The organism is Streptomyces sp. NPDC005722 (assembly GCF_040630935.1).
GTDB lineage: Bacteria > Actinomycetota > Actinomycetes > Streptomycetales > Streptomycetaceae > Actinacidiphila.
This window is the reverse complement of sequence record NZ_JBEXYN010000008.1, coordinates 58508-71370: the sequence shown is the minus strand read 5'-3', so window position 1 is coordinate 71370 and position 12863 is coordinate 58508. Positions and strand designations below refer to the sequence as shown.

The following is a 12863-nucleotide window of genomic DNA, read 5'->3' as shown; positions in this document are numbered from 1 at the left end:
ACCGCACGCGGTGAACCGGCCACGGCGCCCGCCCGGGCGCCGTGGCCGATTCTTGTATTCGGCCCTCCCGTGGTACTGACTGCGCGTCTCTCATGTGGCTAACATCACGTCATTGCGGCGCCGTTGCCGGAGCGTTACCCACGCCTACGGCGCGTAATGGGACGAACCGGTGTAATCGGGATGCTGGCCGGAGGGTGCGAAGTGCTCCAGATCAAGGGCTTGTGCATCTTGGGCGTGCGAACGGTCTGGCACACCGAAGGTGACGGGGAGTTCTTCTGCGCGGGCTGCGGCGGCGACCGCGGCTACCGGCGGCGCACCGGCATCAGGCGGCTGACCGTGCTGGGCCTGCCCCTGCTGCCGCGCGGCTCGGCCGGCACGGTCGTGGAGTGCGTGGTGTGCCGTACGCACCACGGCCCGGAGGTCCTGGAACAGCCCACCACCACCGTCTTCTCCGCCATGCTCCGCGACGCCGTCCACACCGTCGCCCTCGCCGTGCTCACCGCCGGCGGCGCGATGGGGCGGGGCGCCCGCGAGGCGGCCGTCGGCGCGGTCCGCTCGGCCGGGTTCACCGACTGCACCGAGGACCAGCTGCTCGGCCTGCTCGCCGCGATCGTCGCCGACGAGGGCCGGTTCCCCGGCGCCTCCGACGCCCTTGACGCCGACGGGCTCGCGGACGCCCTCGACGGCTGCGGCAGCTGGCTGTCCATCGAGCTCCACGAGGCCCTGGAACCCCTCTCCCGCCACCTCGCCCCCCAGGGCCGCGAGCACATCCTGCTCCAGGGCGCCCTCATCGCCCTCGCCGACGGTCCCTACCTGCCCGCCGAGCGCGAGGTCCTCGGCGCCGTCGGCCGCTGCCTGGGCCTGGTCGGCGCGGACACCGAGCGCATCCTGGAAGCCGCGGCCCGCACGCCCTCCTGACCCGCCCGCCCCCGCCGCCCGGCGGTGCCGAACCGCCGTCGGGCGTACTCCCCGGGGAGTAACGGGAGCCGTCCCGCACCCCGGGCAGTAACGCGCGGCTCGCCCTCGGGCCCGACGAAACGGCGCTCCGCGGCCGGGAGTCTGGAAGCGACCAGACCACCGGCCCGGAGGGAGGCCCGAGATGGGGGCCACGAGCACGAGGAGCACGGCGGACGCGCCGGAGCAGGCGCCGGCGCGGCGCGGACGGGACGGAGGGCGCGCGGCACGCCTGGTGCCCTGGGGGGTGCTCGTGCTGTGGCTCGCGGTGCTCGCGTTCGCCGGGCCGATGGCCGGCGGCCTCGCCGGGGACCAGCAGAACCGCGCCGTCGACTACCTCCCGGCGAACGCCGGTTCGACGCGGGTGGCCGAACTGCAGGAGGCGCTGCCCGGCGGCGAGGCCACCGAACTGTTCGTCGTCTACCACCGCGACGGCGGCCTGACCTCCGCCGACCGGGCCACGGCCGCGGAGCAGGTCGCCGCCGTCGCCGCGGCGCACCGGCTCACCGGCCACGGAACGCCGCGCGGCGTTCCCTCCCAGGACGGCAGCACGCTGACGTACCCGGTCGCCAGTACCGAGCCCGGCCGGGACGACGCGGCCGCGGCGGCCTTCGTCGAGGACGTACGCACGCTGGCGAACGGCGGCGGAGGACTGACCGTCCAGGTCGGCGGACCCGGCGCGGTCGCCACCGACATGAAGGAGGTGTACTCCTCGCTGGACGGGCCGCTGCTGTACACCACGGTGGCCGTCGTCGCCGTCCTGCTGATCCTCATCTACCGCAGCCCGCTGCTGTGGTTGCTGCCGCTGCTGGTCGCGGGCGTCGCCGACGCCACCGCCATGGCCGCGGTGCACGGCCTCCACGGGGCCCTCGGCATCACCGTCACCGGCCAGAGCCAGGGCGTGATGACCATCCTCGTCTTCGGCGCCGGAACGGACTACGCGCTGCTGCTCGTCTCCCGCTACCGCGAGGAACTGCGGCGCGTACCGCGCCCGTACGACGCCATGCGCGCCGCGCTGCGCGGCTGCGGCCCCGCGGTGCTGGCCTCCTCCGCGACGGTGGCCGCGGGCCTGCTGTGCCTGCTCGCGGCCGACCTCAACAGCAGCCGGGGCATGGGCCCGATCGCCGCGGTCGGGGTGCTGTGCGCGCTGGCGGCCATGACGACCCTGCTGCCCGCGCTGCTGGTGCTGCTGGGCCGCCGGGTCTTCTGGCCGCTGGTCCCGGCGTACGGGAGCCGGCCGCCCACGCGGCGCGGGCTGTTCACCGCGATGGGCGGCTCCGCCGCCCGCCGGCCGCTCGCGGTGCTCGCGGGCGGGGCGGTCCTGCTGGGCGCGCTGGCGCTCGGCGCCCTCAACCTGCCCGGGAGCCTGGGGAACGACGACGCCTTCACCAGCGCCCCCGAGTCGGTCGCGGCCATGCGCACCCTCGCCCGCGCGGACGGCGACGGCGGCGCCCAGCCGATCACCGTCATGGCGCCCGCCGGCCGGGCCGGCGAGGTCGCGGCCGCCGCCCGGACGACCGAGGGCGTCACCGCGGTGGAACGCGGCCGCAGCGGCGGCGGCTGGACCGAACTGTCGGTCACCGCACGGGCCCTGCCGGACTCGGCGGCCGAGGCGGCCACCGTCAAGGCGCTGCGCGCGGAGCTGGGCGGCCGCCACGGGGCGTACGTCGGCGGGCCGGGCGCCCAGCAACTGGACCTCGCCGACACCAGTGCGCGCGACCGCCTGCTCGTGGTGCCGCTCGTCCTGCTCTCCGTGCTGCTGGTCCTCGTCGTGCTGCTGCGCAGCCTCGTCGCGCCGCTGCTGCTCGTCGCGGCGGTGGTCGCCGTGTGGGGGGCGGCGCTGGGCATCGGCGGACTGGTCTTCGGCCCGCTCTTCGGCTTCACCGGGACGGACCCCGGGCTGCCGCTGCTCTCCTTCGTCTTCCTCGTCGCGCTCGGCGTCGACTACGGCATCTTCCTGATGCACCGGATGCGCGAGGAGTCCCGCTCCGGTGCCGATCCCGCCGCCGCGGCCCTCACCGCGCTGCGCACGACGGGCGGGGTCATCGCCTCCGCCGGGCTGGTGCTGGCGGCGACCTTCTCGGTGCTGCTGGCCATGCCCCTGGTGTCGCTGGTCGAACTGGGCTTCGTCATCGCGGTCGGGGTGCTGCTGGACACCTTCCTGGTGCGGACCTACCTCGTCACGTCGGCGAGCCTGCTGCTGGGACGGCGCGTGTGGTGGCCGGGCGGGCTCGGCCGGTCGTCGCAGCACCCTGGGAACGCCCCGACCCCGTGACGGAAGATGGAGCCGTGCCGAAGCAGCCACGTATCGTCCTCGCCTCCCACGGCGACGTCCTCCTGGCCGTCGCCGTGCTGGCGGCGCAGTGCGCGCTCGCCCTGTTCTTCCCCGACCGCAACGGCCACCGGCCGGACGCGCTGGGGTGGACGCTGCTCGTCGCCGGCGCGCTGGTGCTGACGGCGCGGCGGCGGGTGCCGATGGCCGTGATGATCGCGACCGTCCTGATCGTCGGCCCCTACCACGCCCTGGACAACCTCCACGTGGCCGTCGTGCCGGCGAGCATGGTGGCGGTGTACTCGCTGGCCGTGGCCGGGCCGCCGCTGCGGACCTTCCCGACGGTGACGGTGGTCATCGGGATCATGGCGTCGGTGATGGCGGCGACCCCCAACCGGCACGCGGTCTCCGACATGCTCCGCAGCGGCGGCTGGGTGCTGGCGATGGCCCTGGTCGGCGAGGCGGTGCGGATCCAGCGCAAGTACGTGGCGGCGGTCGTCGAGCGCGCCGAGCGGGCGATCCGCACCCGTGGGGAGGAGGCGGCCCGCCGGGTCGCCGAGGAGCGCCTGCGGATCGCCCGGGACCTGCACGACCTGCTGGCCCACAGCATCACCGTGATCGGCGTGCAGACCTCGGTCGCCGCCCATGTGCTGCTCGCCGACCCGGACCGGCTGGACCGTACGGCCGTCGCCGGGGCCCTGGACAACATCGCGGAGACCTGCCGCGACGCCCGTACGGAACTGCGCGCCACGCTGCAGGTGCTGCGCGGCGACGACGAGCGCGGCCCGCTGCCGGGCCTGGCCGGGGTGACCGACCTGGCCCGGTCCGCGGAGGCCGCCGGGGCCCGGGTGGAGCTGGCGGTGGCGCCGGAGGCCGACGGGGTGCCCCCGGCCATCGGTGCGGCGGCGTACCGGATCGTGCAGGAGGCCCTGACCAACGCGGTCCGGCACGCGGGCGGCGGCACCCGGGTGCGGGTGGGCGTCCTCCTGGACGCCGAGGCGGCCGCCCTGCGCGTCGCGGTCACCGACGACGGCCCCGGGTGCGCGGAGGCGGAGGCGTCCGTCCCGCGGCAGCAGGACGGCAGGTGGCGTCCCTGGCGGGCCGTGGTGCCGGCCACGCCGCCGCCGGAGGAACCCGCCCCGGCCGGCTACGGCCTCATCGGCATGCGCGAGCGAGCGCGCAGCGTCGGCGGCACCCTGACGGCCGGTCCCTGCCCGGAGGGCGGCTTCACCGTCGCGGCCGTCCTGCCGCTCGGCGGGGGCGGCGCGCTCGTGGGGGACCCGGCGTGATCCGGGTCCTGCTCGCCGACGACCAGACCCTGGTCCGCGAGGCCTTCGCGATGCTCGTGGACTCCGCACCCGACATGCGGGTCGTCGCGCACGCGGCCACCGGGCGGGAGGCCGTGGCGGCGGCCCGCACCGGCCGCGCCGACGTGGTGATCATGGACATCCGGATGCCGGACCTCGACGGCATCGAGGCCACCCGGCTGATCGCCGCGGACGAGGACCTGGCCGGTGTCCGGGTGCTGGTGCTCACCACGTACGACACCGACGACCACGTCCTGCCCGCGCTGCGCGCCGGGGCCAGCGGCTTCCTCGTCAAGGACACCCGCCCCGCCGACCTCCTCGACGCCATCCGCACGGTGGCCGCCGGCGAGGCGCTGCTCTCGCCGGGACCGACGGCGCGGCTCATCGCCCGGGTGCTGCGCCTGCCCGAGGGCCCGCCGTCGGGCGGCCCGGCCCCGGAACGGCTCGCCGCGCTGTCGGAACGGGAACGGCAGGTGCTCACCCTCGTCGCGCGCGGCCTGAACAACACGGAGGTCGCCGAGGCGCTGGGACTGAGCCCGCTCACCGCCAAGACGCACGTCAGCCGGATCATGGGGAAGCTCGCCGCCCGCGACCGCGCCCAGTTGGTGATCGCGGCCTACGAGTCGGGCCTGGTCGCCCCCGGCGGGACGGCGGGGCCCGGCGGTTGACCGCCCCCGGCGGGACGGCGGGGCCCGGCGGTTGACCGCCCCCGGCGGAGGCCCGCGGGTCCCGGTGCCCCCGCTCCGGGCGGTCCGCTCGCACCACGCGCGGGTGACGCGCGTGCGTGACGGAGTGCCTCAGCGGGCCGCCAGCACCAGGGCCAGGGCGACGAGCGCCGGGACGGTCTGCACGAAGAGGATCCGGCGGCTCGCGGTCGCGGCCCCGTACAGCCCGGCGACCGCCACGCAGACGAGGAAGAACACCTTCGCCTGGAGGCCCACCGGGTCGGACGCCACCGCGCCCCACACCAGGCCGGCGGCCAGGAATCCGTTGTAGAGCCCCTGGTTGGCGGCGAGCGCCTTGCTCTCCCGCGCGAACTCCTCGGTGGTGCCGAAGGCGGCCCGGGCGCGCGGGGTGGTCCACAGGAACATCTCCAGGACCAGGATGTAGACGTGCAGGGCCGCTATCAGCAGCACGGCGACGGTTGCGGTGATCGACATGGGCCGTAGCGTACGACCCGGGCCGGACCGGTCGCTCCGTACGGGAGAATGGGCGCATGAGTCTGTTCCGCGACGACGGCATCGTGCTGCGCACCCAGAAGCTGGGCGAGGCGGACCGGATCATCACCCTGCTCACGCGCCGGCACGGCCGGGTGCGGGCGGTGGCCCGCGGAGTGCGGCGGACGAAGTCCAAGTTCGGGGCGCGGCTGGAGCCCTTCTCCCACGTGGACGTGCAGTTCTTCGCGCGCGGCGGGGAACTCGTCGGCCGGGGCCTGCCGCTGTGCACCCAGGGCGAGATCATCGCCCCCTACGGCAGCCGGATCGTCACCGACTACGCCCGCTACACCGCGGGCACGGCGATGCTGGAGACCGCCGAGCGCTTCACCGACCACGAGGGCGAACCGGCCGTGCAGCAGTACCTGCTGCTGGTCGGCGGACTGCGCACGCTCGCCGACGGTGAGCACGACCCGCGCCTGGTGCTCGACGCCTTCCTGCTGCGCTCGCTGGCGGTCAACGGCTACGCGCCCAGCTTCGGGGACTGCGCGAAGTGCGGGATGCCCGGCCCGAACCGGTTCTTTTCGGTCGCCGCGGGAGGAGTCGTATGCGGCGAGTGCCGCCCGGCCGGAAGCGTCGTACCCTCACTGGAGTCACTGGAACTCCTCGGCGCGTTGCTCGGAGGGGACTGGGAGACCGCCGACGCGTGCGAACCGCGCCACTGCCGGGAGGGCAGCGGACTGGTCGCCGCGTATCTGCAGTGGCACCTGGAGCGCGGCCTGCGCAGTCTGCGTTTCATCGAGAAGTAGCGGTACCCGGCGGCCCCGGCAGCACCAAGTCGTGAGGCACAGGAAGTGGAGAGCAAGGTCATGGCAGTACGCGGGATTCTGAGCCGTCCCCGGCGCGAGTACCGGGCTCCCGACCCGCACCCGTCCGGCGCGCAGCCCCCCAAGATCCCAGGCGAGCTGGTCCCCCAGCACGTGGCCATCGTGATGGACGGCAACGGCCGCTGGGCCAAGGAGCGCGGTCTGCCCCGCACCGAGGGGCACAAGGTCGGCGAGTCCGTCGTGCTGGACGTCCTGAAGGGCTGCCTGGAGCTGGGGGTCAAGAACCTCTCGCTGTACGCCTTCTCGACCGAGAACTGGAAGCGTTCGCCCGACGAGGTCCGCTTCCTGATGAACTTCAACCGGGACGTCATCCACCGCCGCCGCGACGAGATGCACGAGATGGGCATCCGCATCCGCTGGGCGGGCCGCATGCCCCGGCTGTGGAAGTCGGTCGTCAAGGAGCTCCAGGTCGCGGAGGAGATGACCCGCGACAACGACGCGATGACGCTGTACATGTGCGTCAACTACGGCGGCCGCGCGGAGATCGCCGACGCGGCGGCGCGCCTGGGCGAGGACATAAAGGCGGGTCGTCTCGACCCCTCCAAGGTCAACGAGAAGACCCTCGCCAAGTACATGTACCACCCGGACATGCCGGACGTGGACCTGTTCGTCCGCCCCTCCGGCGAGCAGCGCACCTCCAACTTCCTGATCTGGCAGTCCGCCTACGCCGAGATGGTCTTCCAGGACGTCCTCTGGCCGGACTTCGACCGCCGCGACCTGTGGCGCGCGTGCCTGGAGTACGCCTCCCGCGACCGCCGCTTCGGCGGCGCGATCCCCAACGAGCAGCAGCCGGACGAGGAGAGCGGCGCGGACGGCGCGTAGTCACGCCGCGGTCGCCCACCGGGCGACCGCGGTCACGGGGGACGGCGCCGCGTGCGGCTGCAGTGCTGCGGCGCCGGGGCTCAGACCTCCGCGGGGCGGCCGCAGCCGGCGCAGTCGGCGCAGGTGCCGAAGATCTCCACGGTGTGGGCGACGTCGACGAAGCCGTGCTCCTCGGCGATGGTGTCGGCCCACTTCTCGACCGCCGGGCCCTCGACCTCGACGGCCTTGCCGCAGACCCGGCAGACCAGGTGGTGGTGGTGACCGCTGCTGCAGCGCCGGTAGACGGACTCGCCGTCCCCGGTGCGGAGCACGTCGATCTCGCCGGCGTCGGCGAGGGACTGCAGCGTGCGGTAGACCGTGGTGAGGCCGACCGAGTCGCCCCGGTGCTTCAGGAGGTCGTGCAGCTCCTGGGCGCTGCGGAACTCGTCGACCTCGGCGAGGGCCGCGGCGACGGCGGTACGCTGCCGGGTCGATCGTCCGCGGACGGGGGGCTTGGCGGTCGTCACCGGTGGCCTCCTACTCGGTCGGGTTCGGTCGGTCATTCTGCCAGGCCGGGCGCTCATACCCGGACGTCGTCCTCGGTCGGACGCGCCGCGGGTACCTCCAGGGTGCACCGTGTCGCGTCCCCTGCGGCACGGCGTGCACGCTTTTTCGCCAGCGGTACCGCCAGCAGCGTCAGTACGACGAACACGCCGATGGCCAGCAGCACGATGGTCGCCCCGGAGGGCACGTCGGCGTAGTACGAGGTCACCGTCCCGGAGAAGGCGACCACCACGCCGATCACGACCGACAGCGCGAACGCCGTGGCGAAACTGCGGGCGATCTGCTGCGAGGCGGCGACCGGGATCACCATCAGCGCGCTGACCAGCAGCAGCCCGACGACCCGCATCGCGACCGTGACCGTGACCGCCGCGGTGACGGCGACCAGCAGGTTGAGCAGGCGTACCGGAAGGCCGGTCACCCGGGCGAACTCCTCGTCCTGGGAGACCGCGAACAGCTGCCGCCGCAGGCCCACGGTGACCAGCACCACGAAGCCGGCCAGCAGGCAGATCGTGGTGATGTCCTGCGGGGAGACGGTGGTGATGGAGCCGAACAGGTAGGTGAGGAGGTTGGCGTTGGAGCCGTTCGGCGCGAGCGAGGTGAACATCACGCCGGCCGCCATGCCGCCGTAGAAGAGCATGGCGAGCGCGATGTCGCCGCGCGTCCTGCCGTACCAGCGGATGAGTTCCATGACGACCGCGCCGGCGACCGACACGGCCGTCGCCATCCACACCGGGTTGGCGCTGAGCAGGAAGCCGAGGCCGACGCCGGTGAGGGCGACGTGGCCGATGCCGTCGCCCAGCAGCGCCTGCCGGCGCTGGACGAGGTAGATGCCGATCGCGGGGGCGGTGATGCCGACGAGGACGGCGGCGATCAGTGCCCGCTGCATGAAGGCGTAGGAGAACAGCTCCATCAGAACAGCCCCGTCCGGATCGGTTCGGCCGCGTGGCCCGCGTGCGGGTGGACGTGGTCGTGGCCCGGCAGCGCGTGCTGCCCCTGGGCCTTCGGCGGGGGCCCGTCGTGGACGACGCAGCCGTCGCGCAGCACCACCGCGCGGTCGATCAGCGGCTCCAGCGGTCCGAGTTCGTGCAGCACCAGCAGCACGGTGGTGCCCACCGCGACCTGTTCGCGCAGTGTCCCGGCGAGCACCTCCTGGCTGGCCAGGTCGACGCCGGCCATCGGCTCGTCCATGATCAGCAGTTCGGGCTCGACGGACAGCGCGCGGGCGATCAGCACCCGCTGGTGCTGGCCGCCGGAGAGCGCCTCGACCGGGTCGCCGGCCCGGTCGGCCATCCCGACCAGCTCCAGGGCGTGCTCCACGGCCCTGCGGTCCGCCTTGCGGGGCAGGCCCAGCCTGGTCCGGGCCAGCCGCCCGGCGGAGACGACCTCGCGGACGGTGGCGGGGACGCCGGAGGCCGCGGTGGTGCGCTGCGGCACGTAGCCGATCCGGGCCCAGTCGCGGAAACGGTTCAGCGGGGTGCCGAACAGCTCCAGGGCGCCCGAGGTGAGCGGCACCTGACCGACCACGGCGCGGATCGCGGTGGACTTGCCCGAGCCGTTGGCGCCGAGCAACGCGACGACCTCGCCGCGCCGCACGGTCAGGTCGACGCCGCGCAGCACCGGTCGTGAGCCGAGCGCGGCGGCCGCACCCCGCATCGATATGACCGTGTCCATTCCAGCCTCCGTACCGGGCTCCGTCATCATGGCCTCACTTCGCGCCCAGCGCCGTGCGCAGGGCCTGGAGGTTGCTCCGCTGGACCTCGAAGTAGTCGCGGCCCGCGGACTTGTCGGTGATGCCCTCGATCGGGTCGAGCACCGCGGTCTTCAGGCCGAGGTCGCCGGCGAGGGTCCTGGCGGTCCGGTCGCTGGCCAGCGTCTCGAAGAATACGGTGCTGACGCCCTTGTCCTCGGCGAGGGTGTGCAGCGTCTTCATCCGGGCCGCGCTGGGCTCGGACTCCGGGTCGATGCCGCTGATCGCCTCCTCGACCAGCCCGTAGCGCTCGGCGAGGTAGCCGAAGGCGGCGTGGGTGGTGATGAAGGTGTCCGAGGTGCGGTCCTTCAGCCCGTCCTCGAACCCGGTGTTCAGCGCGTCCAGCTTCTTCACCAGCGCGGCGGTGTTCTTCCCGTACGTCGCGGCGTGGTCCGGGTCGGCCTCGGCGAGGGCCTTGCCGACGCCCTCGGCGACCTGGGCGTAGCGGACCGGGTCGAGCCAGATGTGCGGGTCGGCGCCCGCGTCCTCGTCCTCGCCCTCGTGCCCGGTGTCGTTGTCCCCGGTGGTGTGGTGGTGGCCGTCGACCTCGGTGCCGTGGTCCTCCAGCGGGGTCAGTGCGGCGGCGTCGACGACGGTCCTCACGCCGGACTGGGCTATCGCGTCGTCGACGGCGGGCTGCAGGCCCTTGAGGTAGACGACGACGTCGGACTCGCCCAGCTCGCCGGTCTGCCGGGGGGTGAGTTCCAGGTCGTGCGGCTCGGTCCCCGGCTTGGTCAGTCCCGTAACGTGGACGTGCCCGCCGCCGATCTGCTCGGCGAGGAACTCCATCGGGTAGAAGGACGCCGTGACCGCCAGCTTGCCGTCCTGCCCGGTCCCGCCCGCGGTGGAGCAGGCGGAGAGGGCGACCAGCCCGGCGACGGCGGCGAGGGGGACCAGAGCACGACCTATGTTCATGACACCCATTTTCAACAAAACTGGAAACGATTGTCAATTGACTCCATGGCCGGACCCGGCGGCCCGCCCGACGCTCCCGGACCGTGGAACCGATTTGATACAGGCCCCGCACCCGCCGGTAATCTGAGGTATTCGCCGGACCGCACGCGATCCGGCGGACCTCACCGACCGCTTCGTCGTCTGAAGAGAGCACCGTGGCCGCCGACAAGATCGACACCATCGTCAGCCTGAGCAAGCGCCGTGGCTTCGTTTTCCCCTGCAGCGAGATCTACGGCGGTCAGAAGGCCGCCTGGGACTACGGACCGCTGGGCGTCGAACTGAAGGAGAACATCAAGCGTCAGTGGTGGCGCGCGATGGTCACCTCCCGGGAGGACGTGGTCGGCCTCGACTCCTCGGTGATCCTGGCCCGCGAGGTCTGGGAGGCCTCGGGCCACGTCGCCACGTTCACCGACCCGCTCACCGAGTGCACCTCCTGCCACAAGCGTTACCGCGCCGACCACCTGGAGGAGGCGTACGAGGCCAAGCACGGCCACCTGCCGGCCAACGGCCTCTCCGACCTCAACTGCCCCAACTGCGGCAACAAGGGCACCTTCACCGAGCCCAAGCAGTTCTCGGGCCTGCTCTCCACCCACCTGGGCCCGACCCAGGACTCCGGCGCGGTCGCCTACCTGCGCCCCGAGACCGCGCAGGGCATCTTCACCAACTTCGCCCAGGTGCAGCAGACCTCGCGCCGCAAGCCGCCGTTCGGCATCGCCCAGACCGGCAAGTCCTTCCGCAACGAGATCACGCCCGGCAACTTCATCTTCCGGACCCGCGAGTTCGAGCAGATGGAGATGGAGTTCTTCGTCAAGCCGGGCGAGGACGAGACCTGGCACGAGTACTGGATGCAGCAGCGCTGGGACTGGTACCGGGGCCTCGGCCTGCGCGAGGAGAACATGCGCTGGTTCGAGCACGCCAAGGAGAAGCTCTCCCACTACTCGAAGCGCACCACCGACATCGAGTACCGCTTCAACTTCGGCGGCAGCGAGTTCTCCGAGCTCGAGGGCATCGCCAACCGCACGGACTACGACCTCAAGGCCCACAGCCAGGCCAGCGGCCAGGACCTGTCGTACTTCGACCAGGAGGCCGGCGAGCGCTACTTCCCGTTCGTCATCGAGCCCGCGGCGGGTCTCAACCGCGCCATGCTCGCCTTCATGCTCGACGCGTACAACGAGGACGAGGCCCCCAACGCCAAGGGCGTGATGGAGAAGCGCACCGTCATGCGCCTCGACCCGCGCCTGGCGCCGGTCAAGGTCGCCGTCCTGCCGCTGTCGCGCAACCCGCAGCTCTCGCCGAAGGCCAAGGGCCTCGCGGCCGACCTGCGCCGTCACTGGAACATCGAGTTCGACGACGCCGGCGCCATCGGCCGCCGCTACCGCCGCCAGGACGAGATCGGCACCCCGTTCTGCGTGACCGTCGACTTCGACACCCTCGAGGACAACGCGGTCACCGTGCGCGAGCGCGACACCATGAAGCAGGAGCGCGTCTCGCTGGACCAGGTCGAGGCCTACCTCGGTGGCCGGCTGCTCGGCTGCTAGGAACCGTCCCGGACGCACGCACGAAGGCGCCCGGCCGACCCCCAGAGGGGTGGCCGGGCGCCTTCGTGCGTGAACGGGCCCGTACGGGCGGCGCTCAGGGCCGCAGACCGCGCAGGACCAGGTCGATGACCGCGGAGAACGCCGCGTCGATGCCCGGGGCGAACCAGTCGCCGGCGTACGCCGGGTCGTGGAAGCGCACGGTGGCGTCCCACACCGCCTGCGCGGCGGCCTCCGGGTCGCCGGCGGCGAACTCCCCGCCGGCTACGCCGTCCCGGACGATCCGGGTGAGCAGCCCGACCATGATGGCGACGTGCTCGGCGACCACGGAGCTGTGCTCGTCGGTCAGCGCCATGTAGGTGGCGAACAGCTCGGGGTCGCCGCCCGCCTTGCGCTTCTTGGCTGCGAACAGCGCCTCCAGCCAGGCGTGCAGCCGTGCGGGCGCCGGGCGGCCGCCGTCCTCCGCGATCGCCGACAGCTGTGCGTGGGCCTGGTCCAGCCACCGCTGGGTGACCGCCTCGCGCAGTGCGGCCTTGGTGCGGAAGTGCCGGTAGACGCTGCCGTGGCTGACCCCGAGGGCGCGGGCCACGTCGACCACGGTCGCCTTCGCGGGACCGTAGCGGCGCAGCACCTCTTCCGTGGTCTCGAGGATGCGTTCGGCGGTCAGCGTCTCGGGTGGCATGCTCGC

At 73.2% G+C, this 12863-nt stretch carries 13 protein-coding genes; 7 read left to right on the top strand and 6 right to left on the bottom strand.

Annotation, left to right across the window (positions count from 1 at the left end; genetic code table 11):
* The first annotated feature begins 180 nt into the window (after nucleotides 1-180).
* From ABZ479_RS12555 to ABZ479_RS12540, 4 genes are all read left to right on the top strand, one after another.
* Nucleotides 181-918, top strand: coding sequence for a TerB family tellurite resistance protein (locus ABZ479_RS12555; RefSeq protein ID WP_500461572.1), 738 nt, complete (start codon nucleotides 181-183; stop codon nucleotides 916-918).
* 181 nt (nucleotides 919-1099) lie between these two features.
* Nucleotides 1100-3229: an MMPL family transporter gene (locus ABZ479_RS12550; RefSeq protein ID WP_500461571.1), complete on the top strand. Its 2130-nt coding sequence runs from the start codon at nucleotides 1100-1102 to the stop codon at nucleotides 3227-3229.
* A gap of 14 nt (nucleotides 3230-3243) precedes the next feature.
* Entirely contained in the window at nucleotides 3244-4515 is a 1272-nt protein-coding gene (locus ABZ479_RS12545) for a sensor histidine kinase (RefSeq protein WP_500461570.1), read from the top strand.
* The gene (locus ABZ479_RS12540; protein WP_500461569.1) at nucleotides 4512-5201 is read left to right on the top strand and encodes a response regulator transcription factor; all 690 of its coding nucleotides are present in this window, start codon (nucleotides 4512-4514) and stop codon (nucleotides 5199-5201) included. Before ABZ479_RS12545 ends, ABZ479_RS12540 begins: the two co-directional genes overlap by 4 nt.
* Nucleotides 5202-5330: 129 nt before the next feature.
* Here ABZ479_RS12540 and ABZ479_RS12535 read toward each other — a convergent pair whose 3' ends face one another.
* Nucleotides 5331-5693, bottom strand: coding sequence for a DUF1304 domain-containing protein (locus ABZ479_RS12535; protein WP_500461568.1), 363 nt, complete (start codon nucleotides 5691-5693; stop codon nucleotides 5331-5333).
* Nucleotides 5694-5749: 56 nt separating this feature from the next.
* Here ABZ479_RS12535 and recO point away from each other — a divergent pair, with 56 nt between their 5' ends.
* Complete coding sequence (gene recO, locus ABZ479_RS12530) at nucleotides 5750-6496, top strand: DNA repair protein RecO (protein WP_500461567.1); 747 nt, start codon at nucleotides 5750-5752, stop codon at nucleotides 6494-6496.
* Nucleotides 6497-6556: 60 nt separating this feature from the next.
* Complete coding sequence (locus tag ABZ479_RS12525; RefSeq protein ID WP_500461566.1) at nucleotides 6557-7396, top strand: isoprenyl transferase; 840 nt, start codon at nucleotides 6557-6559, stop codon at nucleotides 7394-7396.
* Nucleotides 7397-7476: 80 nt separating this feature from the next.
* Here the strand turns inward: ABZ479_RS12525 and ABZ479_RS12520 are convergent, their stop codons facing one another.
* The 4 genes from ABZ479_RS12520 to ABZ479_RS12505 are packed head-to-tail and all read right to left on the bottom strand — an operon-like array spanning nucleotide 7477 to nucleotide 10601.
* Nucleotides 7477-7902, bottom strand: coding sequence for a Fur family transcriptional regulator (locus ABZ479_RS12520; RefSeq protein WP_499598842.1), 426 nt, complete (start codon nucleotides 7900-7902; stop codon nucleotides 7477-7479).
* Nucleotides 7903-7955: 53 nt separating this feature from the next.
* Complete coding sequence (locus tag ABZ479_RS12515; protein WP_500461565.1) at nucleotides 7956-8849, bottom strand: metal ABC transporter permease; 894 nt, start codon at nucleotides 8847-8849, stop codon at nucleotides 7956-7958.
* A complete protein-coding gene (locus tag ABZ479_RS12510; protein ID WP_499598839.1) occupies nucleotides 8849-9640 on the bottom strand; it encodes a metal ABC transporter ATP-binding protein in 792 nt (263 codons plus the stop codon). Before ABZ479_RS12510 ends, ABZ479_RS12515 begins: the two co-directional genes overlap by 1 nt.
* A gap of 4 nt (nucleotides 9641-9644) precedes the next feature.
* Nucleotides 9645-10601: a metal ABC transporter substrate-binding protein gene (locus tag ABZ479_RS12505; protein WP_500461564.1), complete on the bottom strand. Its 957-nt coding sequence runs from the start codon at nucleotides 10599-10601 to the stop codon at nucleotides 9645-9647.
* A gap of 194 nt (nucleotides 10602-10795) precedes the next feature.
* Between ABZ479_RS12505 and ABZ479_RS12500 the strand changes: the two genes are divergently transcribed.
* Nucleotides 10796-12178 (top strand): glycine--tRNA ligase, encoded by a 1383-nt coding sequence (locus tag ABZ479_RS12500; RefSeq protein WP_500461563.1) that lies wholly within the window; start codon nucleotides 10796-10798, stop codon nucleotides 12176-12178.
* 94 nt (nucleotides 12179-12272) lie between these two features.
* Here the strand turns inward: ABZ479_RS12500 and ABZ479_RS12495 are convergent, their stop codons facing one another.
* Entirely contained in the window at nucleotides 12273-12857 is a 585-nt protein-coding gene (locus ABZ479_RS12495; protein ID WP_499598833.1) for a TetR/AcrR family transcriptional regulator, read from the bottom strand.
* Between the last annotated feature and the right edge of the window lie 6 nt (nucleotides 12858-12863).